The organism is Paenibacillus sp. GM2 (genome assembly GCF_900069005.2).
Taxonomy (GTDB): Bacteria; Bacillota; Bacilli; order Paenibacillales; family Paenibacillaceae; genus Fontibacillus.
The window spans coordinates 25367-48243 of record NZ_LN831272.1; the positions used below are offsets into that span (position 1 = coordinate 25367).

Annotated in this window: 23 protein-coding genes and 1 riboswitch; of the genes, 6 read left to right on the forward strand and 17 right to left on the reverse strand. The window is 49.9% G+C overall.

Annotation, left to right across the window (positions count from 1 at the left end):
* Window positions 1–45 precede the first annotated feature (45 nt).
* The 8 genes from BN1360_RS00230 to BN1360_RS00265 form a co-directional block, all read right to left on the reverse strand.
* Window positions 46–1344 (reverse strand): glycosyltransferase family 2 protein, encoded by a 1299-nt coding sequence (locus tag BN1360_RS00230; protein WP_068777915.1) that lies wholly within the window; start codon window positions 1342–1344, stop codon window positions 46–48.
* 16 nt (window positions 1345–1360) lie between these two features.
* A complete protein-coding gene (locus BN1360_RS00235; protein ID WP_229520717.1) occupies window positions 1361–2356 on the reverse strand; it encodes a GT-D fold domain-containing protein in 996 nt (331 codons plus the stop codon).
* Window positions 2353–2511 (reverse strand): hypothetical protein, encoded by a 159-nt coding sequence (locus tag BN1360_RS00240; RefSeq protein ID WP_157259329.1) that lies wholly within the window; start codon window positions 2509–2511, stop codon window positions 2353–2355. Before BN1360_RS00240 ends, BN1360_RS00235 begins: the two co-directional genes overlap by 4 nt.
* A 167-nt stretch (window positions 2512–2678) precedes the next feature.
* Window positions 2679–3407: a sugar phosphate nucleotidyltransferase gene (locus tag BN1360_RS00245; protein WP_068777916.1), complete on the reverse strand. Its 729-nt coding sequence runs from the start codon at window positions 3405–3407 to the stop codon at window positions 2679–2681.
* A gap of 26 nt (window positions 3408–3433) precedes the next feature.
* Window positions 3434–4180, reverse strand: a complete 747-nt coding sequence (locus tag BN1360_RS00250; protein ID WP_068777917.1) for a glycosyltransferase family 2 protein — start codon at window positions 4178–4180, stop codon at window positions 3434–3436.
* Window positions 4177–5301, reverse strand: coding sequence for a glycosyltransferase family 2 protein (locus tag BN1360_RS00255; RefSeq protein WP_229520719.1), 1125 nt, complete (start codon window positions 5299–5301; stop codon window positions 4177–4179). Before BN1360_RS00255 ends, BN1360_RS00250 begins: the two co-directional genes overlap by 4 nt.
* A 4-nt stretch (window positions 5302–5305) precedes the next feature.
* Window positions 5306–6121 (reverse strand): glycosyltransferase family 2 protein, encoded by an 816-nt coding sequence (locus BN1360_RS00260; protein WP_068777918.1) that lies wholly within the window; start codon window positions 6119–6121, stop codon window positions 5306–5308.
* Between the two features lie 140 nt (window positions 6122–6261).
* Entirely contained in the window at window positions 6262–7452 is a 1191-nt protein-coding gene (locus BN1360_RS00265; RefSeq protein ID WP_229520721.1) for a glycosyltransferase family 4 protein, read from the reverse strand.
* Between the two features lie 178 nt (window positions 7453–7630).
* Here BN1360_RS00265 and BN1360_RS00270 point away from each other — a divergent pair, with 178 nt between their 5' ends.
* Window positions 7631–8758, forward strand: a complete 1128-nt coding sequence (locus BN1360_RS00270) for a YheC/YheD family endospore coat-associated protein (protein ID WP_068777919.1) — start codon at window positions 7631–7633, stop codon at window positions 8756–8758.
* Between the two features lie 105 nt (window positions 8759–8863).
* Here the strand turns inward: BN1360_RS00270 and BN1360_RS00275 are convergent, their stop codons facing one another.
* The 3 genes from BN1360_RS00275 to BN1360_RS00285 are packed head-to-tail and all read right to left on the reverse strand — an operon-like array spanning window position 8864 to window position 11860.
* A complete protein-coding gene (locus BN1360_RS00275; RefSeq protein ID WP_068777920.1) occupies window positions 8864–9667 on the reverse strand; it encodes an energy-coupling factor transporter transmembrane component T family protein in 804 nt (267 codons plus the stop codon).
* On the reverse strand, window positions 9660–11255 hold the full coding sequence (locus BN1360_RS00280) for an ABC transporter ATP-binding protein (RefSeq protein ID WP_068777921.1): 1596 nt from the start codon (window positions 11253–11255) through the stop codon (window positions 9660–9662). The genes BN1360_RS00275 and BN1360_RS00280 overlap by 8 nt, the downstream gene beginning before the upstream one ends.
* Entirely contained in the window at window positions 11255–11860 is a 606-nt protein-coding gene (locus tag BN1360_RS00285; protein WP_229520730.1) for an ECF transporter S component, read from the reverse strand. The genes BN1360_RS00280 and BN1360_RS00285 overlap by 1 nt, the downstream gene beginning before the upstream one ends.
* A gap of 129 nt (window positions 11861–11989) precedes the next feature.
* Window positions 11990–12101, reverse strand: a riboswitch (TPP riboswitch).
* Window positions 12102–12254: 153 nt separating this feature from the next.
* Between BN1360_RS00285 and asd the strand changes: the two genes are divergently transcribed.
* Complete coding sequence (gene asd / locus BN1360_RS00290; protein WP_148466486.1) at window positions 12255–13052, forward strand: archaetidylserine decarboxylase; 798 nt, start codon at window positions 12255–12257, stop codon at window positions 13050–13052.
* 75 nt (window positions 13053–13127) lie between these two features.
* Here asd and BN1360_RS00295 read toward each other — a convergent pair whose 3' ends face one another.
* A complete protein-coding gene (locus BN1360_RS00295; RefSeq protein ID WP_068777922.1) occupies window positions 13128–13913 on the reverse strand; it encodes a helix-turn-helix domain-containing protein in 786 nt (261 codons plus the stop codon).
* Between the two features lie 404 nt (window positions 13914–14317).
* On the opposite strand from BN1360_RS00295, the gene BN1360_RS00300 reads away from it, so the two are divergent.
* Window positions 14318–15607, forward strand: coding sequence for an aminotransferase class I/II-fold pyridoxal phosphate-dependent enzyme (locus tag BN1360_RS00300; protein WP_068777986.1), 1290 nt, complete (start codon window positions 14318–14320; stop codon window positions 15605–15607).
* Between the two features lie 106 nt (window positions 15608–15713).
* On the forward strand, window positions 15714–15827 hold the full coding sequence (locus BN1360_RS25795) for a sporulation protein YjcZ (protein ID WP_218652976.1): 114 nt from the start codon (window positions 15714–15716) through the stop codon (window positions 15825–15827).
* 90 nt (window positions 15828–15917) lie between these two features.
* Here the strand turns inward: BN1360_RS25795 and BN1360_RS00305 are convergent, their stop codons facing one another.
* The 5 genes from BN1360_RS00305 to BN1360_RS00325 all read right to left on the reverse strand — a co-directional run bounded on the left by BN1360_RS00305 (window position 15918) and on the right by BN1360_RS00325 (window position 20750).
* Complete coding sequence (locus BN1360_RS00305; protein ID WP_068777923.1) at window positions 15918–17132, reverse strand: ABC transporter permease; 1215 nt, start codon at window positions 17130–17132, stop codon at window positions 15918–15920.
* 3 nt (window positions 17133–17135) lie between these two features.
* Window positions 17136–17882, reverse strand: coding sequence for an ABC transporter ATP-binding protein (locus BN1360_RS00310; RefSeq protein WP_068777924.1), 747 nt, complete (start codon window positions 17880–17882; stop codon window positions 17136–17138).
* A 29-nt stretch (window positions 17883–17911) separates the two neighbouring features.
* Window positions 17912–19297, reverse strand: a complete 1386-nt coding sequence (locus BN1360_RS00315) for a DEAD/DEAH box helicase (RefSeq protein WP_068777925.1) — start codon at window positions 19295–19297, stop codon at window positions 17912–17914.
* 176 nt (window positions 19298–19473) lie between these two features.
* Window positions 19474–20250, reverse strand: a complete 777-nt coding sequence (locus tag BN1360_RS00320) for an SDR family NAD(P)-dependent oxidoreductase (RefSeq protein WP_068777926.1) — start codon at window positions 20248–20250, stop codon at window positions 19474–19476.
* Window positions 20251–20294: 44 nt separating this feature from the next.
* The gene (locus tag BN1360_RS00325) at window positions 20295–20750 is read right to left on the reverse strand and encodes a chemotaxis protein CheX (protein ID WP_068777927.1); all 456 of its coding nucleotides are present in this window, start codon (window positions 20748–20750) and stop codon (window positions 20295–20297) included.
* A gap of 265 nt (window positions 20751–21015) precedes the next feature.
* Between BN1360_RS00325 and BN1360_RS00330 the strand changes: the two genes are divergently transcribed.
* Together BN1360_RS00330 and BN1360_RS00335 are read left to right on the forward strand one after the other, a co-directional pair.
* Window positions 21016–21918, forward strand: a complete 903-nt coding sequence (locus tag BN1360_RS00330; protein ID WP_068777928.1) for a LysR family transcriptional regulator — start codon at window positions 21016–21018, stop codon at window positions 21916–21918.
* A 38-nt stretch (window positions 21919–21956) separates the two neighbouring features.
* Window positions 21957–22766 carry a histidinol-phosphatase gene (locus BN1360_RS00335; RefSeq protein ID WP_068777929.1) on the forward strand — a complete coding sequence of 270 codons (810 nt, stop codon included), beginning with the start codon at window positions 21957–21959 and terminating at the stop codon, window positions 22764–22766.
* The last annotated feature ends 111 nt before the right edge of the window (window positions 22767–22877 follow it).

Sequence of the window (22877 nt, forward strand, 5' to 3'; positions counted from 1 at the left end):
TTCCAGCATATGCACGGCCATAGCCTGTCGTTCCTGGATGACAACCTACAAATCCTCCGCTTTCACCCGGGTAGGCGGTGCAATCGGAAGGCCCTCCGGCCAATGATTCCATGCTTCGTGCGCGGCGGCCTGCTGCGGAATGATAAATCCCCAAGCAGTGCAAGCATAATACGACACAAATTCTCTCCTGGCCCCCCGATCAAGCTGATAAATCGTTCCGTCCCCCGCCATTACAACGACTCCATCTCTGGAGGAGTCTGCCTTGATCGCTGCCAGCTCCGTTTCTCCATACTCCGGTCCCGTTGGAATCTGCAGCAATTCCATGACGGACAATCGCACTGCTGATGCCATCATGACGTCGTCCTTCGCCCGGGTAGCTGCAGGATATTTTACGCCGTGCTGCATCCAGTATAGCTGCCCGCTGGCGCTTCTGATCCAGATATGGGTCGGAAAGAAATCGGCAGCCTTGTGCGGGGTAGTGATCAATTCCTCAGCCCTGCCCCTTATTTGATCGTAGCGATTCCCCCATTTCTCAATGTAGAATCGCTCGTTACTGTCATTCACGGTAAAAAACTGCGCGCCAAGCCCCTTCATCGTCACGCTTCCGACATGATGAACAAAGGTATCCCCGGCAATACGCATTCTTTTGCCTTGCAAGCGTAAGCGCAAGTTCCAGTCATCATCCTCAAAGTTTCCGACTTCATACCCTTCATCCAAATACCCCACCTGTTCAAAGGTACTGCGCTTCATTAGAATGCAAAAACCTACGAGACGACTCGTGTCCCGCCATTTTCCAGTGTCACGGCGATTATAGGCAGCTGCAAATCCAGGCATCTCCGTTAAATCATGATAAGGAACCTCTATTTTCTGCTCCCCGCTAATGTAATTCGTTACCGGACCAACCGCCGCTGTATCCGGACTTTCCAACAAACAGGCCAGCATCTGGGTCAGCCAGCCCTCCGTAACAAATACATCATTGTTAAGAAGTACGATCGTCTGCCCCCTGGCCATCATAAGTCCGGTATTAATCGCTTGTGCGAAGCCCAGATTGGTCGAATGGGCAGCGATGCGAAGTGATCCTCTACGATGACGTAATGCCTCCACTGTTCCATCCTGTGACCCATTATCAACGATAATTACTTCGTAGGGTGATACCGTGTGGGCTTCTATATAATCCACGCATTGAAGCAGCAATTGCTTCTGGTTATAAGTCGGGATAATGATGCTGGTTCCCTCGAACCAGGTGCCAAATGTCTCTTTGCCGACTTTAAAACCCTGGTCATAACCCCTGTGATACCCCTGCTGGAAATCAGACTCATGGGCTGTGTGCCTGGTATTATGCAAGAAGCTGCCTCCCTTCTCATGTGATCGACATTTCCCCTGAAGTGATTTTATTCGCCAGATGCCCCATGTCCAGAGCTGCCTTGCCCAGCTCATTTGCGATTCTTGCACATAGAATAACGGCGGCAACCCCGGCAGCCACAAATGCAATATCGAAATCGATATGGGCAATCTGGTTCATCACCCGCTGAACATCAGAGACTCCAAGCACCGGGGCGATAATTCCCCGGACCTGTATCCCCAGAGATTGCAAATGCTTAGCCAGGCCGGGAGTCTCGTTACCAATCAGCAGAACTTTACGCCCGGTCAGCAGCTGTCTCAGCTCTCCCTCTTCATTGAGAGCATAATTTATAGTGGACGAGGTCAGCTTCAGGCTGCCATAATCGATTCCAAAGTGCCGCAACACCGGAAATAAGAGTCCTTGATAGGAAGGATGGCGTGACTTGGGGATCCCGACGATGCTTGCGCTGGAAATGGCTTCAGCTAACGCCAACCGTACATGGGAATCAGGAAGATTTACTCCTGCATATGATAAAAAGCTTCCCCAGCGTCGAACCTCTTCGCCGGACATCACCGTATCATAGGCTAAGGTTAACAGTTCTCCATCACCAAGGCGTACTAATGAGAAGGGCCTGCCGCTCTTAAGTGCTTCTTCCAGCTCATGAGAGACGTCGGAGGTAGTGAGGATCGGTATTAACGATGCCGTCAGACTCTGCACCCCCACCTGTATAACATCATCCACAGTCAACTCTGGCAGTACCATCTGGTGTGGTATCCATTTCTCTACCTTGGCCTCTCCGCCATCATATAACCCTTGCCGATAACCTTCTTCATAAGGTAAAGTCTCGATCTTCTGCCGCGTTCTGCTCTGATTCGGAGGAACAGAGACTTGCATTGGCGTCTCCGCCGGCTTAGAGATTCCTTGCTCCTCTACAGCTACATCCGTTTCAGCAATCGGCGCGGGCAAAGTTCCTCCCAGCACTTTGTCTCCATGTTTTCCGGGCATTTTGTTCATCCTGTGAAATCCGGGAGAGGAGCCTCCAGCTTGACGCTGGCGCTTCCCCCTCCCCCGCCTGGTCCTGTCCATACCGCTCCCTGAATACAAGCCGGCCCGTCTTCGCCAGTGCCCACGCCGTGACATCCTTCCTCTTCTTGCCGGCGGTCCGTCATACATGAGCCCGGCTTGACGAGGTTTTCTCCTGATTTTCCGACTTCTGCCGGCTGTTCGGAATCGATCCCCTCTGACCGACATCCTGTTCTCTCCTCTCCAAGCAGGTTGGACTATTTTACAGCAACCTCTTTCACAGCTGGAATACAAATCGCTTCTGCCCCTTGAATCAAGGCAGTACGCCTCTCATATATATTTCAGCTTCACGCAGAGATTCCGGTGTGCCTGCGTCCCCCCACCATAACTTCAATATGTCGTATTCCAGCTTGCCTTGCTCCGCATATCGGTTGTTCACATCCGTAATCTCCAGTTCACCCCGGGCCGAACGGGTGATGCCCTGAATCAGGCTGAATACCGTGTAGTCATACATATATATTCCTGTTACAGAGTATCTCGACTTCGGATGCTTGGGCTTCTCTTCAATATACGAAATCAGCGCAGGCTGCTTCGGATCGAAGACGGGAACTCCGTAGCGTCTCGGGTCATCCACCGGTTTAAGCAGAACTCTGGCACCACCTTGCTGCTGCTTGAACTTCTCTACATAAGGGGTAAGATCGTCGAGGAATAAATTGTCGCCAAGCAATACGACGAACTTCTCCCCGGGAGTTATAAAGCCTTCTGCCAATTCCAGCGCTTCGGCGATTCCTCCGGCGGATTCCTGAATTCGAAAATTCAGCTTCACACCGTAGTTCTCCCCGCTTCCGAAAAAATCGGCATAAAGGCCTGCTGACTGCTTGCCGATAACCATAAGAATATCAGTGACTCCGGCCTGACGCAGCCGTTCTATGCCGTAACAGACCATAGGATATCGCCCGACCGGAAGCAAGTGCTTATTCACTAATCGAGTCAGCGGGTACAGCCGTGTTCCGGTTCCCCCCGCCAAAATCACACCTTTCATGGGATCCCCTCCTTAATTCAACTCATCTATATAAACTGCCAAGGGTCTATACCCCATTTCTCGATAAACAATCCTCGGTTCCTCTCAATCAGAGAGTTCCATCCCTCGGGATGCTGCTCCCTAAAGCTGGCGCTTCCGGCATGGTAGACTAGTGTATCGCCGCATATCATAAGGCGGTATCCACGCCTCCTGGCTCTATAGCAATAATCGTCATCTTCATAGTGTCCTGGCGAGAATCGCTCATCAAGCAAACCGAGCTCTCTGAACAGCTTCCGCTTGAACAGAAGACACATTCCGACGAGCCTCGGCACCTCCTGCCATCGCTCAGAGCTGGATTGATTATATTGCTCCGCCAGCGCGTAATACTCCGCCAGTCCCTCCCATTGAATATCCACCTGCTGTCTTCCACTGCAATAATTGGTTACAGGTCCGACCATTCCGACGTCTTGCGAACTGTACAGTGTCGTTAACATATTGCTGAGCCACCGTGGCGAGACAATCACGTCATTATTAAGTAATAGAAGCTGGTCACCTGAGGCAATGCTTAACCCCCGGTTGCAGGCTGCCGGAAAACCTGTGTTATCCGGCATGGCTACGACAATGAGTCCCTCATGCAATCCGTATTCCGCGGTCCCGTCGCTCGATCCGTTATCTACGATAATGATCTCATAAGGCACCTCCGTAAAGCGACGAATCGCTTCCACACATGGAATTAATAAGTGCAGACCATTATAGGTTGGAATGATGATGCTGGTTAAACCGAACTTGCTCAACGTCCATTCCTCACTTTCGCAAGCTCACTGCGAGTCATCCTTGTAAATTTCAATCGCGGACCATACATTTTCATTACCTCCGCCAACGCCTCTATATGATCGCCAAGGATTAGTCCGGACACCGCATTGGCCGGACCTGTATTTGTACTGCGAATACGGTTGTTCTTCACCACATTGACCGAATATGGCGCCGTAACAACTAATCCGTGAGCTATGGCGAGTGCATGCGCCTTGGGAGGAACGATCAAGCTATCGTGGCCTAATGTATCGATAGCTCTGCGAGATAGAGCGTGGGGAACAGCAGTGAGCGAGTTAGCTGATAAATCCGAGCGTCCAAGCGACATATTTAGAAACATCTTGCTATACGTCACACTATCCCGCTTCATAAATGAAGGCAGAAGCGGTGTAATATCATTAAGCGCCACATCGCTTCCCTGCTCAATGGCTACTAGAAAAGCCCCGAGATCCTCAGCGGGCAGCCTCATATCCCCATCGACGAACAAAATCGTCTCCATCGCAGTCATCGCAGCACCAAGAGCTCTCCCTACATCATGGCCAAGCCGTTGCGGATAGCTCAGCTTAATCAGGCGAGGATCATGCTCCAAAGCTGTAAAGCTCCCGTCAGTACAGCCATTCAATACCACTACAATCTCCCCGAAGGGCAGGCGTTTAAGCTCTTCCAGTACTGCATTTAAAGTCCCTCTCTCATTACTGGCAACAACGACTGCTGCTGTCGTTCTGCTAAGCGGAAGTGGGATATAATGACACAGCAGGCTGTCTCCCGCTGCATAACCATGCGCAAAAGCTTTGGAAATGCGGAGTGTTGTAGAATACCCCCTCTGTTTGCCAGCCCCATGCTTCAAATACCATAAATTATAGCTCTGCTGCATATGTTTTTCAGAACGTTCCTTCTCACTCCTGCCGGCAGCAGCCTCTCTTCCAGCTTGCAAAGCCAGCCGTTCCAGCCCGTCTGAACCGTATGGCCGTGCTTTGGCTCGAGCAGCATTGGCTTCATAAGACACCTTCCTCCGTCTGGCAGGATACCTCTTGCTTCTGCTGCGCCTGGTTGCATGATCTCGACGGGTTCTGTTTACCCCAGTTGTGCGTATTCTCCTTCGCATGTCATCACCTCACCTTGCCCCTTAATCGGTTCAAGTCGCTGTAGCCTCCACGCAGCCCCTGTTCCTGAATCAGCCAATGGACCGCATCCAGATGATCGCCTACGACAAGCGAGGCCAGCGGGTCCGACCTTCCCACTCTCCGGCGCATAGGATTCATATTCCCTACTGCGACTGTATTCGCTATTTGAATGTTCAATCCCCTAACCGCTGCCACTGTATGGGCGAGTGGAGGAATCTCCAGTAGCTTAGGGCCTATTACAGCAAGAGCCTGACGGCTCAGGGCATGGGGTACAGCTGTCATTGAGGCGCCATGGAGATCGGGGCGTGACAACCAGGCATTTAGCGAGTGCTTTGCCAACACAACGGGATGGACCATTTGTCTGCCAGCTGAACCGGAATATCCGTTCAAGGCTACATCCGCACCGGATAACACAGCTCTGACGAAGGGCCTTAGCTCTGCAGCTGAAATAACCATATCCGCATCAATGAACAACAGAACCTGCCCCCTGGCTGCTTCAGCACCAACGCGTCGTCCCACATCATGCCCGAGCGGTTCGGCGAAGCGAATAACCCTCGCTCCGGCGGCGGCGGCAATCTCAGCCGTTCCGTCTGTCGATCCGTTTGCAACAACAATCGTCTCACTGTGCGGATGTACTTTACTAGCTTCACGCAGGACGGAGGGCAGCCGCGCTCTCTCATTCATAGCCGGAATAATTATAGAGACCATAGGATCGCGATGATTCACGATCTTCGGCAGCTTTGGCCTTGCAGCCTGTTTTCTGGTACCTGGGACCAAACCTCTCTTCCTTCTTCTGATCAAGCCTGCACCTCCCCGTTTTGTTGTACCAGTCTATATAAAACAGTGTATGTGAGAGTAAATTTGTCGCAACGGCATATGTACATCCATATGAATATGCAAAAAAATAGCGCGTAAGCTCCTTACGCACCATTCATACTATGCTATTCGATTCCTCTCATTAATTGTCCCCAACGCTCTGCGGTATGCTTCCAGCGAAACCTGCTGCGAGCGAGTTCACGGCCCGCACAGCCCATTCTCCGACGAACCTCTTCATGATTAAGCAAATAAGCTACGTATTCAGCGAGGCTTTGCTGAAGAGAGCCCGGCGGCAGCAAATATCCGGACTGTCCGTCGGCTATAATCTCCGGAATCCCCCCCGTATTAGTGGCAACAACGGGGATTGCTGCCGCCATCGCTTCGACATTCACCAGTCCAAAGGCCTCTTCCTCACCGGAAGGAACGACAACAACATCGGCCAGATTATAGAAATCAGCAACTCTGGGATATTCAATATATGGAAGGAAGGCGATATGATTCTGATACGGTTCAGCCAACTTCTTAAGCTTCCGGACATAGGCGGTCTCTCGTTCGGTTCCGTAAAATGCACTTCCTACAATTACCAACATTGCATCCGGTACGCGCTTCTGAATCGTGGGCCAGGCATTCAAAATATGATGTACACCTTTGGCAGGCAACAGCCTGCCTATATAGAGAACGACCTTGCGGTTCTCCCAACCGAAATCAGCCAGTCTGGCCTGACGGAGCGATTCTCCAAGCGGAGTCCAGCGAGGTGTAAAATCCTCAAGGCTGACCCCTAGCAGATTTACCTGGATCGGGACCTGCAGACCCGGAAATCGCAGCAACAGCTCGGAGCGTAAATACTCGCTATTTACGACAATACCATCTACCCGATTCAGCCAGCGGGAAGTCTCAGACAGAGGACTATAGGTCGTACTGATAAATGTTGTAGAATGGAGCGTCAACAAAACGCGGGTGAACGGGAGCTTGCTCTTGATTTGGTAAGCCAATCTAGGTCGGTTATGCACATCAATAGTATCCGGATGCCATTTGCGGAGATGCTGGAGGATCGACTGTAAGTAACGGTGCCCGCCCGGCAGACGAAAGCACGGAACATGGCCTACCATGCCAAAGTTCGGAAGCTGTCTGTCAGATAGCCCGAATATGCGAATATTCAATTGATCGGACGCAAGCGGTACTACCTTCTCAATCACTCTCTCAACCGAGCTGCTCCTGCCTGATGGAATAACGAAGGAGCCGGGAGTAATTACCGCTACCTTATGGCGCTCCAGCATGGATCCAGGTTCCCGCTTTGCCGTAACAATACTGTTCATTCTTAGCCCTCCGCATAAATCTCTTCGATCTCATAGATAAATATACGATTTGACTCTGTAAAAGGTGCATCCGGGTAACGGCCATAAAACAGGCTGTTGCCGCAGAACAGTCGTCCACGCTTTCGGGTCAGGCCAACATAGAGTGTTAAAGAAGCCTCAAGTAGGAAGGAGGAACACTATGGGGCCAGACCACGTCGGAATTCTGCTTAATTCCAGCATGTTTCGTGGTATTCCCACAAGACGGACCGGTCAGGAATCGATAAATAATTACGAGGAAGTCGCTAAGGAATTCGATCTCATTCCCTGTTTCCTCCGCTTGGGCGATATCGATCTGAAACAGGGGAAGTGCATCGCCTATATCTACAATGGCCGGGAATATACCAAAGCTATCATTCCGATCCCCAAGGTGATTCATAACCGGGCTCTCTACTCAGATCCGGCCGCCCACAGGAATGTCGTCCAGCTTATATCACAGGGAACAACCGTGTTTAACGCCAATAATCGATATCGCAAGGATCTCATCCACAAATTGCTGTGGAACAATAAGTATCTTCGCAGTTACTTACCGGTCTCTGTCCCAGCGACATCTTCCGGACTGCAGCAAATGATGGAGCTATACTCCGACCTCATTCTCAAGCCAGTACGCGGATCGGTGGGTCACGGAATTATACGATTGCGGAAAGGAACCAAAGGCTGGGAGAGCATCCATTATTCCTCACGCCAAAAAAGCTGGAGCAAAGCGCGGCTATCTCCGGGAGATCTGCCGCAGTGGCTCGGAAGATTACTTGTCCGCACACCTTATTTCATACAGGAGCGTATCCCCTTGCTGGAATACAATAACAGGCCGCTTGATCTTCGTGTCACTGTGCAAAAAGGGATGAACGGTACCTGGAATGTTACCGGTCTATTCGCCAAGGTTGCCCCCTCCAATAGCTTCATCTCCAATATTGCCAAGGGAGGGACGGCCTACCCGGCTCCTGTGCTGTTGGGCAACCTGCTGCCTGCCCCCATTGTCGCTGGCGTCTTGGCTCATGTTAAATCGTTGTCCTTATCTATCGCTTCAGAGTTATCCGCAAATCTGCCGCAGTTAGCCGACCTAGGGCTGGACATCGGACTGACGGATAACGGACGCCCTTACTTTATAGAATGCAACGGACGGGACCAACGCTACGGATTTCGCAAAGCGGGAATGACAAATATTTGGAAGGACACTTATCGGACTCCAATCGCCTATGCAAGGTATTTACTGAATCATCCGAAACGGACAGAAAGCCCCATTCATAAAATAACATCTAAATTTGATTAGACACAGCGCTTACCATCTGCTAATTTGAGCGGCAATAAGGAGCTGTCCCACAAGTAGTATGTACTACCAGGGACAGCTCCTTTTCTGCAGTAACGCCATCTATTATTACTGATATCTTACATCAGCTATCCCGAAAGGCGGCAGTAGAACCGACATTAGCAGTGCGGCTCCAACGGTAGCGCCTAGCAAGAGAACAACCCAACCATCATTCCTCGAGTACTCTGAGGGGTAATAGTAGCTTCTTTTTCCATTCCCGTCAAATGCTTTCGTCTCCATCGCCACCGCGACCCGGTGGGCCCTCCTGATTCCTTGAACAAGCAGCGGAACGATATACAGCTTAAGGCCACCGATCCATTTCATCCCACCGCGTAAGGAGCGGGCTCCGCGGATTTTCAAAGCATTGCGGCGAATCTGCAGCTCCTCCCATACCATGGGCAGCAGCCGGATCGAAGCCATAAAGCTATAAGCGAATTTGGGCGGCAGCTTCGCCTTCTGCATTAAGGCATAAAACAGAGCGACCGATGGAGTTGTCAGCACAAACAATAAGCCTTCCGAAGCAAACGTTACAGCCTTAAACCCAACGTGTATGCCGCGATAGAAGCTCTCCTGAGAAATTCGGATCAGCCCCCAGGTCCACCAGATCGTATCCCCTTTGCCAAACAGAATCATTGTCGAAGAGGAGGCCAGGAAGACGATGAGGAACGGCGTCATAATAAGTGATATTTTCCAGAGTTTATGTCCGCTGAAGAACACCAGCAATAACAGAAAGCAAGTCATCTGGTAAAAGATGAAATCAAGCCGATGAGTGAAGAGCGTCAGCATAAATAGCGCAATCATACAAATCAGCTTAGCAACCGGATTCGCGCGATGAAACGAGTTACTGCGATACGGAATCAAAAAGTCATTCATGTCCCCACGCCCCTGTTGCTCCATGATGCTTAGCCATTGTCTCTCCCCGGATGGTCAGCCTTCTCTCGACAAGACGTCCATTCTCTACTCGCCATTCCGAGGTCGCTATCGTGTCGGCCAGCTTCTCCTCATGCGTGATCATCACAATTGCGACTCCCTGTCTGCGAAGTCCCTCACACAGACTTAGAATTGCAAAGGTGCTCACCGCATCCTGACCAAAAGTCGGCTCATCCAGCAGCAGCACCGGCTTATTCAGCACCGTCGCTCCAGCCACGCTTAGACGCCGCTTCTGACCCAGCGAGAGCTGATAGGGATGGCGCTGCTCCATTCCTTCTAATCCGAACTGCCCTATCGCCTGCCTGACCAGAGATGATATACGGTCTTTGTCATACCCTTCTTCATATAAGGAAAAGGCAATCTCCTCACTCACTTGATCAGCTACAAACTGCATCTCTGGATTCTGAAACACAAAGCCTATTTTCCGAGCCGCCTTCACGGTTCTGCTTTTCTTCGCCTTGTCTCCACCCATATCAATTCTCTGCAGCTTGTAGGTTCCATCTGTTGGCAGAAGCCCCATTAGACTGAGCAATAATGAGCTCTTCCCCGCACCGTTTGGTCCTGTAATCACGATGAAGTCTCCGGGATAAATCTCGGCTTGCTCCACTTCAATCACAGTTCTCCGCTGTCTGTAGCCCTGAAATTGCTTCAACTCTATCAGCGGCTCTGCCAGGGTAGAATATGGGGCCTCCCTAGGGAGACTCAGAAGCCTCTCCCCTTCCCGGGACAAGAAGAAGGCTTCCCATACCCCTGGGTACCAGATCCCGAACTGCTCCAATTGTTTATGGAAGGAGGCGAACAGCTTCGTTGGAGGAGCCTGCCCGAGAATTTGTCCGTCCGGGCCAAACAGGACTACATTATCCACAAGCCCGATCATCTCTTCAATTCGATGCTCAACAATGACCAGCGTTCGTCCTTCGGCGATAGAATGAATGGCCTCCCAGATCTGCTTACGTCCTTCGGGATCAAGCAATGCAGAGGGCTCATCCAGGAACAGGACTTCAGGATCGGCCAGAAGCACCGAAGCAAGCGCCAGCCGCTGCTTCATTCCCTGCGACAATGAATTTATCGGAACATGCAAATTCTCAAAGAACAGGCCGACCTGATCCAGAGCCTGCCTCATCCGTGTCTCCATCTCTTCTCTGGGAATACATAGATTCTCCAGCACAAAGGCCAGCTCTTCATCTATGTAAGGCATACAGAACTGCGTATCCGGATCCTGGAACAACACCCCTCTCGATTCAGGAACAATTCTCTCCTTGAACCGCATCGGTACCTCGACCATCTCAGGCATGATCCCGCTCAGCACCTGAAGCAAGGTGGACTTGCCGCAACCGCTGGGCCCGAGCAATAGCACCTTCTCACCGCGCCGCACGGAGACGGACAAGTCCTTAAATACAAATGCAGCTTCCCCTGGGAACTTCAGCCGAAGATCCTCCACCCCCAAAATAATATCGGGTACCGCAGCCGCTTGTCCGGCGACCTCAATATCAGACTCTGCCATTCCATTTGCATAAGCTGTGTTCATCATTAATCATCCAACGCCACCAGATCCTTGGATTCAACAGGGCGAAGCAGATGGGTTACCCCTGTGCGCTCGACCGCTTTGGCCAAGCTATAGGCCAGGAATCCCGCGATGACGACCGAACTGACAGCACGCATCGAATATTTGGCAATGAACATCCATGGCGCATAATCTCCGACATATCCGTAGAAAATGTCCGGTATCAGTGAGCCGATCGACGCGGCAAGACCTGCCAGACCCGCGACCGGTGCAGAGAAGTTACGATAGCGGAAAGCGGCAAATATAAGTTCTGCGGCGAGTCCCTGAAGCAGGCTATAGACAAGCAGTTGAATTCCCCATGCGCTGCCGAATAGTACCTCCACATGCGCAGCTGCAACTTCGGCAATCAGCGCCACACCCGGCTTGCGAATCAATAGAAAGACAAGTGTCGAGGCGATGAACCACATGCCGTACACCAGTTCATCCGCCTGAAAGAACAGCGGAGATAAAAGTCCATACACCGAGCTCCACAAATGATACACTACTCCGAGCACGACCGAGATTAGCACCGTCACCAGAAGATCGCTAAGCTTCAGTCCCCGTTTTTCCTTTTGCATGTTGACCTCTACCATAACCTATCACTCCTTAATTAATTTATTGCGGGGATATTCCGTCTAGAGAACAATAAAAAAACCGGCTGAATAAGCTCAGTCGGTTGTAAAGTCCCAGTATGCAGACATAATAAGTCCACAAAATAAGCACGAACAGGACGATAGATTCTCTACGCTGGCATTATCCAGATCAGATTAACGGTCTGCAGCGGAGTATGCTGCCATCTCAGCCTGATTCACTCAAGCCCCCGTATCCCTATGCAATTAACATTACAATACACCACATGTTTCCAAGTTAGCAAGCATCAATTACAATATTTTTATATTTATTGCTTTCGCTCTTATTCTATGTCAAGATAGCGGAAGTAGATTGCGGCAGTTCCAACTGCCCTTCACCTATGGGAGGAAATAACAATTGGCTACCAAATGGATGATATGGATGACAGAGCTGTCTTCACGAAAATCGGTTTGCCGGCTGACTGGCCGCTTTTCCCATTCCAAATGGAGCAGGTTCGTCATTCCGCGCTTTGCTAAAGCTTATGGAATTACTCTGGATGAAGCGGAGAAGGAAATCAAAGAATACCATACTTTGAATGAATTTTTTACGCGCAGGCTCAAGCCAGGAATGCGCCCGATTTGCCAGGAACCAGGCGGTGTCGCAAGCCCCGTTGATGCGCTAATTACTGCTATGGGAAAGATCCAATCCAGTACGATCCTGAATGTAAAAGGACAGGACTATTCCATTGATGAACTGCTTAACCATTCCCCGAGGAGCGAGGCTTACCGCAATGGTTATGCTTTTGTGCTCTATCTTAGCCCAACCGACTATCATCGGATTCATGCCCCAGTGAGCGGACGCAAGCTGGAGAGCGAGCATATATCGGGGAAGGTGTACCCGGTGAACCATTTTGGAATGACCCATATGCGTTCTGTACTTGCCCGCAACGAGCGGCTCATCACATATATTTCCCACGAATACGGGGAGAGCGCCGTCGTAAAAGTCGGAGCCATGAATGTCAGCAGTATCAAATATGTCGACGATGAAGCCAAAGAGTGGGAGCGCGGCGATGAGCTGGCCTATTTTGAATTTGGCTCCACTGTAGTTCTCCTGATGCAGGATAACTTCGAGCCGTCGTCCAGCCTGGATGTAGGAAGTAAAGTCAAGGTCGGAACCCTGCTCGGGCATCTTCACAATTCTAAGCTGAGTCACTAATCGTATACAAAAAAACCTGAGTGCGTGCGACTCAGGTTTTTTTCTTTGTCTAACTTTATTTTCAATCCCGCGCGCTCATCTTATTTCAGAAGGACTTTTCCCCGTATACTGCTTGAATTGACGGCTGAAGAAAAATATGTCCCTATACCCCAAAGCATCGGCCACTTCGGTTACATTCATGCCTGCATGCAAGAGCAGATGCTGAGCGCGATCAATCCTGCATTTAATAATATAAGTCTGCACGGACATGCCGATGATCTCTTTGAATTTAATTGAGAAGTAACGCGCTGACAAACCGGCTCGGGCGGATAAATCTTCAACTTTATGCGGCAATCCGGGATGCTGCAGAACATAATTAGCCACCTCATGGATGACCTCGACCAGCTGATTGCTTACTTTCTTCTCCCGGGGAACCTCACGCTCCTCGCGCAGCAAATAGATGAGAAGTTGCTTCAGGATCAGACGAGCCTCCTCCTCCGCTCCATAGGCATTCACCAGGAACAAGCGTACATAGCGAGACAGCATATATTCAAAATCAAGGGTATTGTCCAATACCCGATAAGATCCGGGAACTTCCATGACAGGCTCATCTATATCAAAATGAATATATGTAAGTACTAGCGGCCGTTGCGGATTATGCGTCGCAGTCGGATGATCGCCTTTACGAAACAAGAAGCAGCTTCCTTTACTCACTTGAAAAGTCTGGTTGTTCAGGACGACGTTCCCTTCCCCGCTCCACACATAGAATAAATCATAGTTCTCCAGCGCTTTATCTCGCTTGCGCCACTTCCAGTTAGGTTCGCATACAATTTTGGCAAATGCCGGCTTCAGAATAAAAGATGATGGTGAAACGTGAAGCATGTCCTTCCCTCCCCCAAAATTTTTTCCCTTGTAAGAGGTTGTTCAAAAAGTTCGCTTTTGATCAGAAAAACAGAAAGCTTATGCCCACATCAAATTTGAAATTAGCTGGGCTACGCACGATGCTTACAAGGTTATGTTTTCTACGGATACCTTCTAGAGGCTTGTAAGTATTATACTCATTTTAATACCAGTTGAACATCTTCTTGGGGTTCCATTCACCTAGAGGAATAGAAGGAAATCATCGTGACGGCTTATGTTGTAAATGATATAATGTAAGGCAGTCTAAAACGGATTTGTCCTAAAGCGGCTGTTCAAAAGCGGTATACTCGGCATCAAATCTTGAATTCAGCCTGCTACTGGAAACCATAAAAATAAACGATCGGAAGGATGGAACGAGAATGAGCCTGAATCCACTTGCAGAGCAGTTGAACCAGACCTTGCAGCAAGGCTATGTTTATGACATGTTATCTCAGCTGGGTAAGGAGATTTACTTCCCGAAGGAAGGAATCCTGAGCCAGTCCGCTGAAGCATCCGCAGGGGCTAAGAAGTATAATGCGACGATTGGTATCGCAACCGAAAATGGCATCCCTATGCATCTTTCCGCCATTCAAGACACCCTGTCCGCCTATAAACCGCAGGATTTGTACCCTTATGCACCACCGGCTGGCAAACCGGAATTGCGTAAATTATGGCGTGAGAAGATGATCGAGGAGAATCCTGCACTTGACGGTAAGAGCTTCGGGAACCCGGTGGTTACTAATGCGTTGACGCATGGTCTGAGCGTAGTTGCCGATCTGTTTGTGGATGAAGGCGATGTCGTCGTCTATCCGGATAAAAATTGGGAGAATTATGAGCTGACCTTCGGCATTCGCCGCCATGCCCATATTGTCAACTATCCCCTCTTTACTGAAGATATGAAGTTTAACAGTGCTGGCCTTCGCGAGGCTCTGCTGGCGCAGCAAGACAAAGGCAAAGCGATCGTCATTCTTAATTTTCCGAACAACCCGACAGGCTATACGCCGGGAGCCAAGGAAGGTCAAGAGATCGTGTCGGCGATTCACGAAGCTGCTGAAGCCGGCATCAATGTCGTTGTCGTTACGGATGACGCCTATTTCGGCCTGTTCTTCGAGGAATCGATGACGGAATCCCTGTTCGGCAAGCTGGCTGGCCTCCATCCGCGAATCCTTCCGATCAAGGTGGACGGAGCCACGAAGGAAGAGTATGTATGGGGCTTTAGAGTGGGCTTTATTACCTTTGCGAACGATAATGCTGATGTCCTTGCCGCGTTGGACCAGAAGACAACAGGTATTATTCGCGCCACGATCTCCAGCGGCTCGCACCCTTCGCAGACCTTCATCCTTCAAGCGCTCAAGTCGCCTGATTTCCATGCGCAGAAGGAAGAGAAGTTCCAAATTATGAAGAGACGCGCCAATAAGGTGAAGACGCTGCTCGATAGCGGTAACTACGGAGACGTATGGGATTACTATCCCTTCAATTCCGGATACTTTATGTGTCTCAAGCTGAAGACAGTAAATGCTGAAGCGTTGCGTCAGCATCTGATTCGCGAATACGGCGTCGGCACGATCGCGCTTGGCGATACTGACCTGCGTATCGCTTTCTCCTGCATCGGCGAAGAGAATCTTGAGGATTTGTTTAATCTGATCTACCAAGGGGTTATGGACCTACAGGCTTAGATACATTTTTACGGAGACCACCAATACATTCGCCCAAGCACATTCCCGGCTATAGTCATACCATACATTGTATAAATTACTTCTTAATCAGAAAGGGGAATTGTACATGAGCGGAGTTGTCGAAGAAGGAAGAGGCGGATATGGTGGTCTGTGGACCAGTACTGGAGTTATTCTCGTGCTCTTTATCCTGCTTGTTATTGTTAGCCGTACATTTATCTAACTCGACCATACCTTATAGTCGTTCAACAGGCCAGTCGGCATATCGCCGCTGGCCTGTTGTTATGATAGAGTTGTTTTAAACTGCCCCTAATTATTCGTCTTCGTCTTTCCATTTCTTAATCCAGGTAGATCTTAATCCAAATACCATAAGCACGGAGATGGCGAGACTCAGCAGGACCCACATTAAATTGTCCATCCATGATGCTGCCGCTAGAGGAATCCACATCAGAACCGTCAGTGCCAAGAGCAAGCGCGATGCAAGGCGGATTGCCTCTATTTTATGGGCTCCAGCTGGAAGCGGATAAAAGGCCGTAGCCGGCGAATCCGCATGAATTTGGTGCAATGAAGTAAGCTGGGTAGCGATCAGAAAAGTAAAGAACAGATACAGCCCGATCCCGAGCCAGCTTGCACCGTTCCAACCGGTAAGCACCATCCCCAGCAATGTCAATCTCGCTACAATCCCTAACAGTTCGCTACGTAGAAACGTCTTGGTAATCAAGAAACGGTACGCGGTAGAACGCTGCCAAGGCGTTCTGTTGCCCACACCAGACAACCAGCGTCTGCGAATAACCTTTTGTCCGTCAGCCGGAACCTCAACAAACCAGCCCAGCCACATCATCACTTTAGACGCCCCGATCTTCTCCGCCTCGATCAGATTGTCCCATGCCACCGCATGCTTCATTGGAAAACGCAGAGCCAATACATAATTGACGCCGACTAACAGCATAAAGATCAGGCTCTTCCAGGCAGGCTGCCATAACCAGGCGGCAAGCATAAGCAGAATAACGCACCAACGAAGCAGGCGATAGCCCATTCTGGCCCGGGCAGTTGTTATTCTAAGCTCCTGCCAAGAGCCATAGGCGCTGAGGATCTTAAGCAGAAGCAGGACGAGCATGACCATCCAGAGCGGTTTGGTATCCACTCCGCTGCGGATGTACAACGGCCAGACAAGCACTAAGATGAGAAACAGGCCGATCAGCTTGTATATCACACCGCTGCGATGGGACGGCGACAAATATTGCTTCATGTCAGCTTCCCTTGGCAACAGGAAGATAATATCAGCGGGCTGCATATAGGTGCGAAAACTCGAATAAACCGTCATCGGACCGAGCAAGAGCAGCATAATCCACAGAACCGGCAGCCCTGGCGGGATATTTTGCAGAAAATTAGTGTACCAGGCTGCGAACGCGATCAGCAGCAATAAGAACAGAACAGCAACGCCGCTCTGAATGACATAGGGTATAAACGGGAGAACTTTGCTCCAAAACGAAGATTTGCGCTTTCGGCGCAGCTCTTGTAGTTCCATCTTCTAATCTCCGCCTTTAACTAAAGAATAGAAAATGTCTTCCAGCGCAGCCCCCGGCAGCTTGGCCTGCTCTGCAATCTCGGCAAGCGTCCCCTGGGCGATGACCTCCCCCCGATGCAACACAATGAAGCGATCGCAATAGTTCTCGATCGTGGACAGGATGTGAGAGCTAAGAAGAATTGACGAGCCCTGCGCCCGCATCTCCATCATAAAGTCCAGCAAAGAGCGAATGCCCAGCGGGTCCAGGCCCAGAAACGGCTCATCAATGATATAAAGCGGCGGTCTGGCCACGAAGGCACACATAATCATGACCTTTTGCTTCATCCCTTTGGATAAATGCATGGACAGGCTATCCGCTTTCTCCTCCATATTGAAGAGCTTCAGCAATCTTGCAGCCCTCTCTTCATAGTCTTCTTTCGCTACATTATACGCTCTGGCCGCGAATTCCAGATGCTCACGCACCGTCAATTCCTCATACAGCAGCGGAGATTCCGGTACAAATGCGAGTGAAGATTGGTAGGCCTCCGGATTCTCTCCCCTGGTCTTGCCCTGGACGGTGATTCCACCACGGTGAGGCGACATCAGGCCCAGTATATGCTTCATCGTCGTGCTCTTGCCTGCACCGTTCAGGCCGATTAAGCCGACCATTTCCCCCTTGTTCACGTTGAACTGAACATCGTGTAATACAGGACGTCCTATACTGTAACCGCCGCTTAGTTCCTCCACTTGCAATACGGGTGTCTCACTCATCGTTGAATCCCCCCTTTAACATTCATGGATTACTGATTATTTTGCTTATCCTTAAGCCATTTCGGCGCCCCTTTATTTTTCCGATCCTGATCGCGGGCTTTCTTGCGGGCAGGAGCTGGAGCCGACTTGCTCGGCTGATTCCCCGCCTTATTGTTCTCCTTGGCTTTGGCAGGACGTCTGGGCTGCCCGGACTCCGAGATGCGAGCGGCGTCATTACTCCGCTCTTTTCCTTTGGAGGCTTGCCTTCCAGCAGGCGTATTGCTTCTCGTTCCAGGAAGTGCATCACCTTCAACAATCTGTCCCTTATATAACTGGCGCGGTGTTATCTCGATGCCTAATTCTCGCGAGAACTTGCGCATAATGAATTCTTCCTTGGACGAGACGAGCGAGACTGCCAGACCAGAGCGGCCCATGCGCCCAGTACGGCCCACGCGGTGAACGTAATGATCTGCATCAATCGGCGGATCAAGGTTGATTACCAATGTCAGATTCTCGACATCAAGGCCGCGAGCGGCGACATCACTGGCGATGAGCAAGCGGATCTTGCCTTCCCTGAACCGGCGCAGCGTTACGCTGCGCACCGTCTTGTCCGCATCGCCATAGAGCGCTCCTGCGCTTAAGCCAACATAGTTCATCTTCGCCTCAACCTCGGCGATATCGGTTGTATTGTTAATAAATACGATTGCCCTCTCGGGATTAAAGTGACGTACGATCCGCCGCACCATATCGATCTTATCCCGGTCTTCACACTTGAAGTAAAGATGCTCCAGGCTCCGCGAAGTCCGCTGCTCCGGCTCGATGCCTACCTCAACAGGCTCCTTCATTTCCCGCCCTGCCAGAGCGCGAATATGCTCGTCAATCGTTGCCGACAGGAACAGCAGCTGACGGTCACGAAGCGTACCGCGCAAAATTCGTTCTACATCCGCCGTCCCGCCCAGCTTGAACATTTGGTCGACCTCATCCACTACGACCGTCCGTAAAGTATGCAGCTTGAGCTTCTTCATTTCAACGATCTCGCGAATTCGTCCTGGAGTGCCCACCACAAGCTGAGGATGCTGACGCAGCCGTTCCAGCTGTCTCTTGATCGCTGCACCGCCAATTAGAGCTTGGACTGTAATTCCCAGAGCTTCCCCATATTTCTCAGCCTCGCGCTGAATCTGCATAGCCAATTCCTGCGTAGGCGCAAGAATAAGGCCCTGCAGCATCTTGTCAGGGGTCATCTTCTCCAGCATTGGCAGCAAATAAGCCAATGTCTTGCCGGTTCCCGTCTGGGATTGGGCAAGCACATCCCGGCCATCCAGAGCTGCCGGAATGCATTCCTCCTGTACGGGAGTCGGCTGCTGAATTCCATAATCAGCGAGCTTCCCCGCAAGCTTCTCGCCTATTCCGAGGCTTGTAAAAGTTGTATTAGACATTTTTTTCATCCTTATCATAAAATACTTGTTCAAATTTCGTTAGAGATAGCCGATTTATCAAACAACCTCTTCCTAATCATTTTATTATTTCCATTATATGCGATAACAGTAGAACACAACAAATGATCGCTGTACGATACAAAAGCCGGCTGCTGCCAGCCGGCTCAATAGCTCACTTATTTCTTGTTCAGCATACTATAGCTTAAGCGGTCCGCAAGTCTTGGAAACAGCTGATACAGTTTGATTCCTGCCGCCGCCAGCCTTGGCAGATTCACTTCTGCCTTCCGCTTCTCAATCGCTGATACCATTGCCTTGGCGACCCGTTCCGGCTTCATCATGAACCACTTCACATTGTTCACATAATGACCTTCCGGATCGGCAATGCTGAAGAATGGAGTGTCAATCGGTCCCGGGTTAATCGTCGTCACCTGAATTCCATGCTCGCGGAGTTCTTGACGCAATGAATTGCTGAAACCCAGCACCGCATGCTTTGTCGCAGAATAGGCCGTCGATTTAGACGTTCCCAGCTTCCCGGCCATGGAGGCTACATTCACGATGATCCCGCTTCCCGCTTTCTTCATATGGGGAAGCACAGCCTTGGTACAGCGTACGACTCCCATATAGTTCACATTCATCATTTCTGCAAACTCCGTGACAGGCATGGCCTCGCAATATTCGAACTTTCCGAAGCCGGCATTATTCACTAGACAATCAATATGTCCAAATTCCTTAATCACCTGTTCAAAAGCAGCCTGAACCGATTCATCCTGACTTACATCAAGCTCAAGCATTCTGCAAGGTCCCATCATTCCAGTGCTTACGTTCTGCAATTTATGTAATGATCTCGCAGCGATCACAACCGTTGCTCCCCGCTCCGACAGCATCTGCGCCGTCAATGCCCCGATCCCGCTAGAAGCCCCTGTCACAACGATCACTTTATTATTCAGCGTCATGGTTATTCAACTCCCAGCTCCTATTATATGCCAGGCTCTACCTCTTATGAAACCATGACTTGAATATCTAGTTCGCCGATCCCTTCCATCAATAACGGGATACATAAAGCCTTGCGTGCCGGCAGGTCATTTTGCCCGGTCTTAATAACGCGAGGCGGAGTGATGTCTACAATAATTCCCTGGTTGGACAAAATCGTACTCGCATTGCCGCTAATCATATTTCCAAGCTCAGAGATCGCGCTCTGTCCCATTTCATCCATTTCCGTCAACACAAACCCGCCCATCATGGCCGATACGATCCGCAGAGCTACGCTCTCCTGCAGTCCAAATACAACCATACCGCTAAAATGACCGCTCATATCAATCTGAATCCAAATATGATCCCGGGCCGGCACAACGTCCTTAATCCCCAAATTTCCAGTAGAAGGGCTAATCTGTACTACTTGTTCAATCACAGACCGAGCTGACTCAAGAAAAGGATTTATCATTTCCGCTTTCACTATTTGGTCCCCTTTTCACAGAAAGTTAATCGATACTAAAGTCCCGTAATTTGATTAAATTTATTATACTTTATTACCAGATATAAGTCATTATAAATTGAATTATGCTGAATGAACTAGATCTTTGTCACGAGAAAGGCGGGTTCGTACCCTATCATTGCCTTAGGCTATAAAAATCACCTATAATTATTAAAATAAATATTATAAGGTTTATGACCGCACTCAGCGGACTAGTGGAGTACGGTGGAAGAAAGGAGGATGTGGGATGAACATCAGTCAACTGGAGACACTAATCACCATTTCCAAAACGAAAAGCTTCCGCAAAGCAGGTGAATTGCTGAATCTGACTCAGCCAGCCGTCTCTGCGCAAATCAAAAGCTTGGAAGATGAATTCAAAAGCGTCCTGGTCGACCGCAATCAGCCGGTGACACTTACGGACCGCGGTCAGGTATTCCTGGAGAAAGCGGAACAAATTCTGGATATCGTTGAAGAACTGAAGCAGAAGCTATCCGACATGGAGCATACGCCTCAAGGGCATATTGTGCTTGGCACAACGACCTCTATCGCCATTCAAATATTGCCTCGGATATTATCCTATTTCCAAGATCAATTTCCAATGATCAAGACGACGATCCAATCCATGCCTTCATCTCTTATTTATCAGAACGTGGAGCAAGGACTGGTGGATATCGGTATAGGCTATCTGATTGAGAATAATCCCCATGTATTATCCTCAGTGCTATACTACGATACGTTTGAATTGGCGGTATCTCCGCTTCACCCATTAGCCAGTACGACCTCGCCTACACTGGATTCACTGAAGGATGTTCCACTGATTATGCTCTCCCCGGATACTGTTGGACGGATGTTCGTTGACAACCTTTTTAAGCGGAATGGCATTGAACCTCATATCGTCATGGAATTGTCCAGCAGTGAGGAAGTAAAGCGTATGATCGAGATTAATCTTGGAGCTGCCATCATCTCCAAGCAATCTATTCTGCGCGAGCTTCGCCAGGGAAGCTTAAAGACAATCGCGATTCCTGAACTGGAGGCCACTCACCCCGTTGGCGTCATTTATAAGTCCAGCAGATACATTAACTCCGCCATGCAGCAATTTCTCGGTGACCTGAAAGGGATGCCTGAGACCCACTTTATTAGCTCAGAATAATCCCAATCTTGAGACAGCTAAGAAAGGAGTCCTTAATTATGAAATTTGATCTTCATACCCATCATTTCCGGTGCGGTCATGCCGATGGCGATATCTCCGATTACATTGAAGCGGGAATCGCTGCCGGATTGTCTGTTATTGGCATCAGTGATCATACCCCTTATTTCGGGAGCAAGGAGGATCAAGCTCATCCGCGCATTGCCATGGCCAAATCGGCATTTGCAGGCTATGTTGAGGAAGTGCTATCCCTCAAGCAGAAGTACGCAGGAAAGATCGATGTTCTTCTCGGTATTGAATCCGATTATTTTCCGGAGCATGTCGAGATTTATAGAGATATTCTAAGTCAGTACCCGTTTGATTATGTGATCGGCTCCGTGCATAGCGTCAAGGATGTGAGTATCTTCAATAAGAACCGCTGGAAGGGACTCAGCCCTCAACAACAAATTGCCGATAAAGAAGCCTATTATGAATTGATTCGTGATTCGGCACGCTCCGGAATGTTCCAGATTCTTGGCCATATCGATGCCATGAAGGGCAACTATCCCGCCTTCTCGGATATCCCGGCTGCTGCAGCGATCGACGAAACATTGCAGGTCATCGCCGACCACAAGGTCGCGATCGAGATCAACACCTCTGGCAAGACCAAGCTGTCCGGAGGATGGTACCCGGCTGATTCAATCCTGGAGCGAGCGCTTCATTATGGAGTAGAGGTCACCTTTGGATCTGATGCTCATATCCCATCCCGGGTCGGGGATGAAGGGGAAGATGTAGCCGACCGGCTGCGCGAGATTGGGTTTGATCATTGGGTTTATTTCAAGAACAAGCAAAAAATAAGCGTACCTCTCTAAGAGGCAGATTCGGCTTCGAATCTTGACTTCAACCGGGCCTTCCGATGCTCACGTATTAACTGCGATCACGTATATGCACATATAGACAAAAAAAGGGAACCCGAGCAATCT

Coding starts and splice junctions, on each gene's coding strand:
- BN1360_RS00310 (WP_068777924.1), bottom strand. CDS start 17,882: ATGAGTGAGACACCCGTATTGCAAGTGGAGGAACTAAGCGGCGGTTAC.
- BN1360_RS00240 (WP_157259329.1), bottom strand. CDS start 2,511: ATGACGGACCGCCGGCAAGAAGAGGAAGGATGTCACGGCGTGGGCACT.
- BN1360_RS25795 (WP_218652976.1), top strand. CDS start 15,714: ATGAGCGGAGTTGTCGAAGAAGGAAGAGGCGGATATGGTGGTCTGTGG.
- BN1360_RS00295 (WP_068777922.1), bottom strand. CDS start 13,913: ATGCTTCACGTTTCACCATCATCTTTTATTCTGAAGCCGGCATTTGCC.
- BN1360_RS00270 (WP_068777919.1), top strand. CDS start 7,631: ATGGGGCCAGACCACGTCGGAATTCTGCTTAATTCCAGCATGTTTCGT.
- BN1360_RS00280 (WP_068777921.1), bottom strand. CDS start 11,255: ATGATGAACACAGCTTATGCAAATGGAATGGCAGAGTCTGATATTGAG.
- BN1360_RS00315 (WP_068777925.1), bottom strand. CDS start 19,297: ATGTCTAATACAACTTTTACAAGCCTCGGAATAGGCGAGAAGCTTGCG.
- BN1360_RS00255 (WP_229520719.1), bottom strand. CDS start 5,301: ATGCGAAGGAGAATACGCACAACTGGGGTAAACAGAACCCGTCGAGAT.
- BN1360_RS00245 (WP_068777916.1), bottom strand. CDS start 3,407: ATGAAAGGTGTGATTTTGGCGGGGGGAACCGGAACACGGCTGTACCCG.
- BN1360_RS00305 (WP_068777923.1), bottom strand. CDS start 17,132: ATGGAACTACAAGAGCTGCGCCGAAAGCGCAAATCTTCGTTTTGGAGC.
- BN1360_RS00285 (WP_229520730.1), bottom strand. CDS start 11,860: ATGGTAGAGGTCAACATGCAAAAGGAAAAACGGGGACTGAAGCTTAGC.
- BN1360_RS00330 (WP_068777928.1), top strand. CDS start 21,016: ATGAACATCAGTCAACTGGAGACACTAATCACCATTTCCAAAACGAAA.
- BN1360_RS00320 (WP_068777926.1), bottom strand. CDS start 20,250: ATGACGCTGAATAATAAAGTGATCGTTGTGACAGGGGCTTCTAGCGGG.
- BN1360_RS00335 (WP_068777929.1), top strand. CDS start 21,957: ATGAAATTTGATCTTCATACCCATCATTTCCGGTGCGGTCATGCCGAT.
- BN1360_RS00235 (WP_229520717.1), bottom strand. CDS start 2,356: ATGAACAAAATGCCCGGAAAACATGGAGACAAAGTGCTGGGAGGAACT.
- BN1360_RS00265 (WP_229520721.1), bottom strand. CDS start 7,452: ATGAACAGTATTGTTACGGCAAAGCGGGAACCTGGATCCATGCTGGAG.
- BN1360_RS00275 (WP_068777920.1), bottom strand. CDS start 9,667: ATGAATGACTTTTTGATTCCGTATCGCAGTAACTCGTTTCATCGCGCG.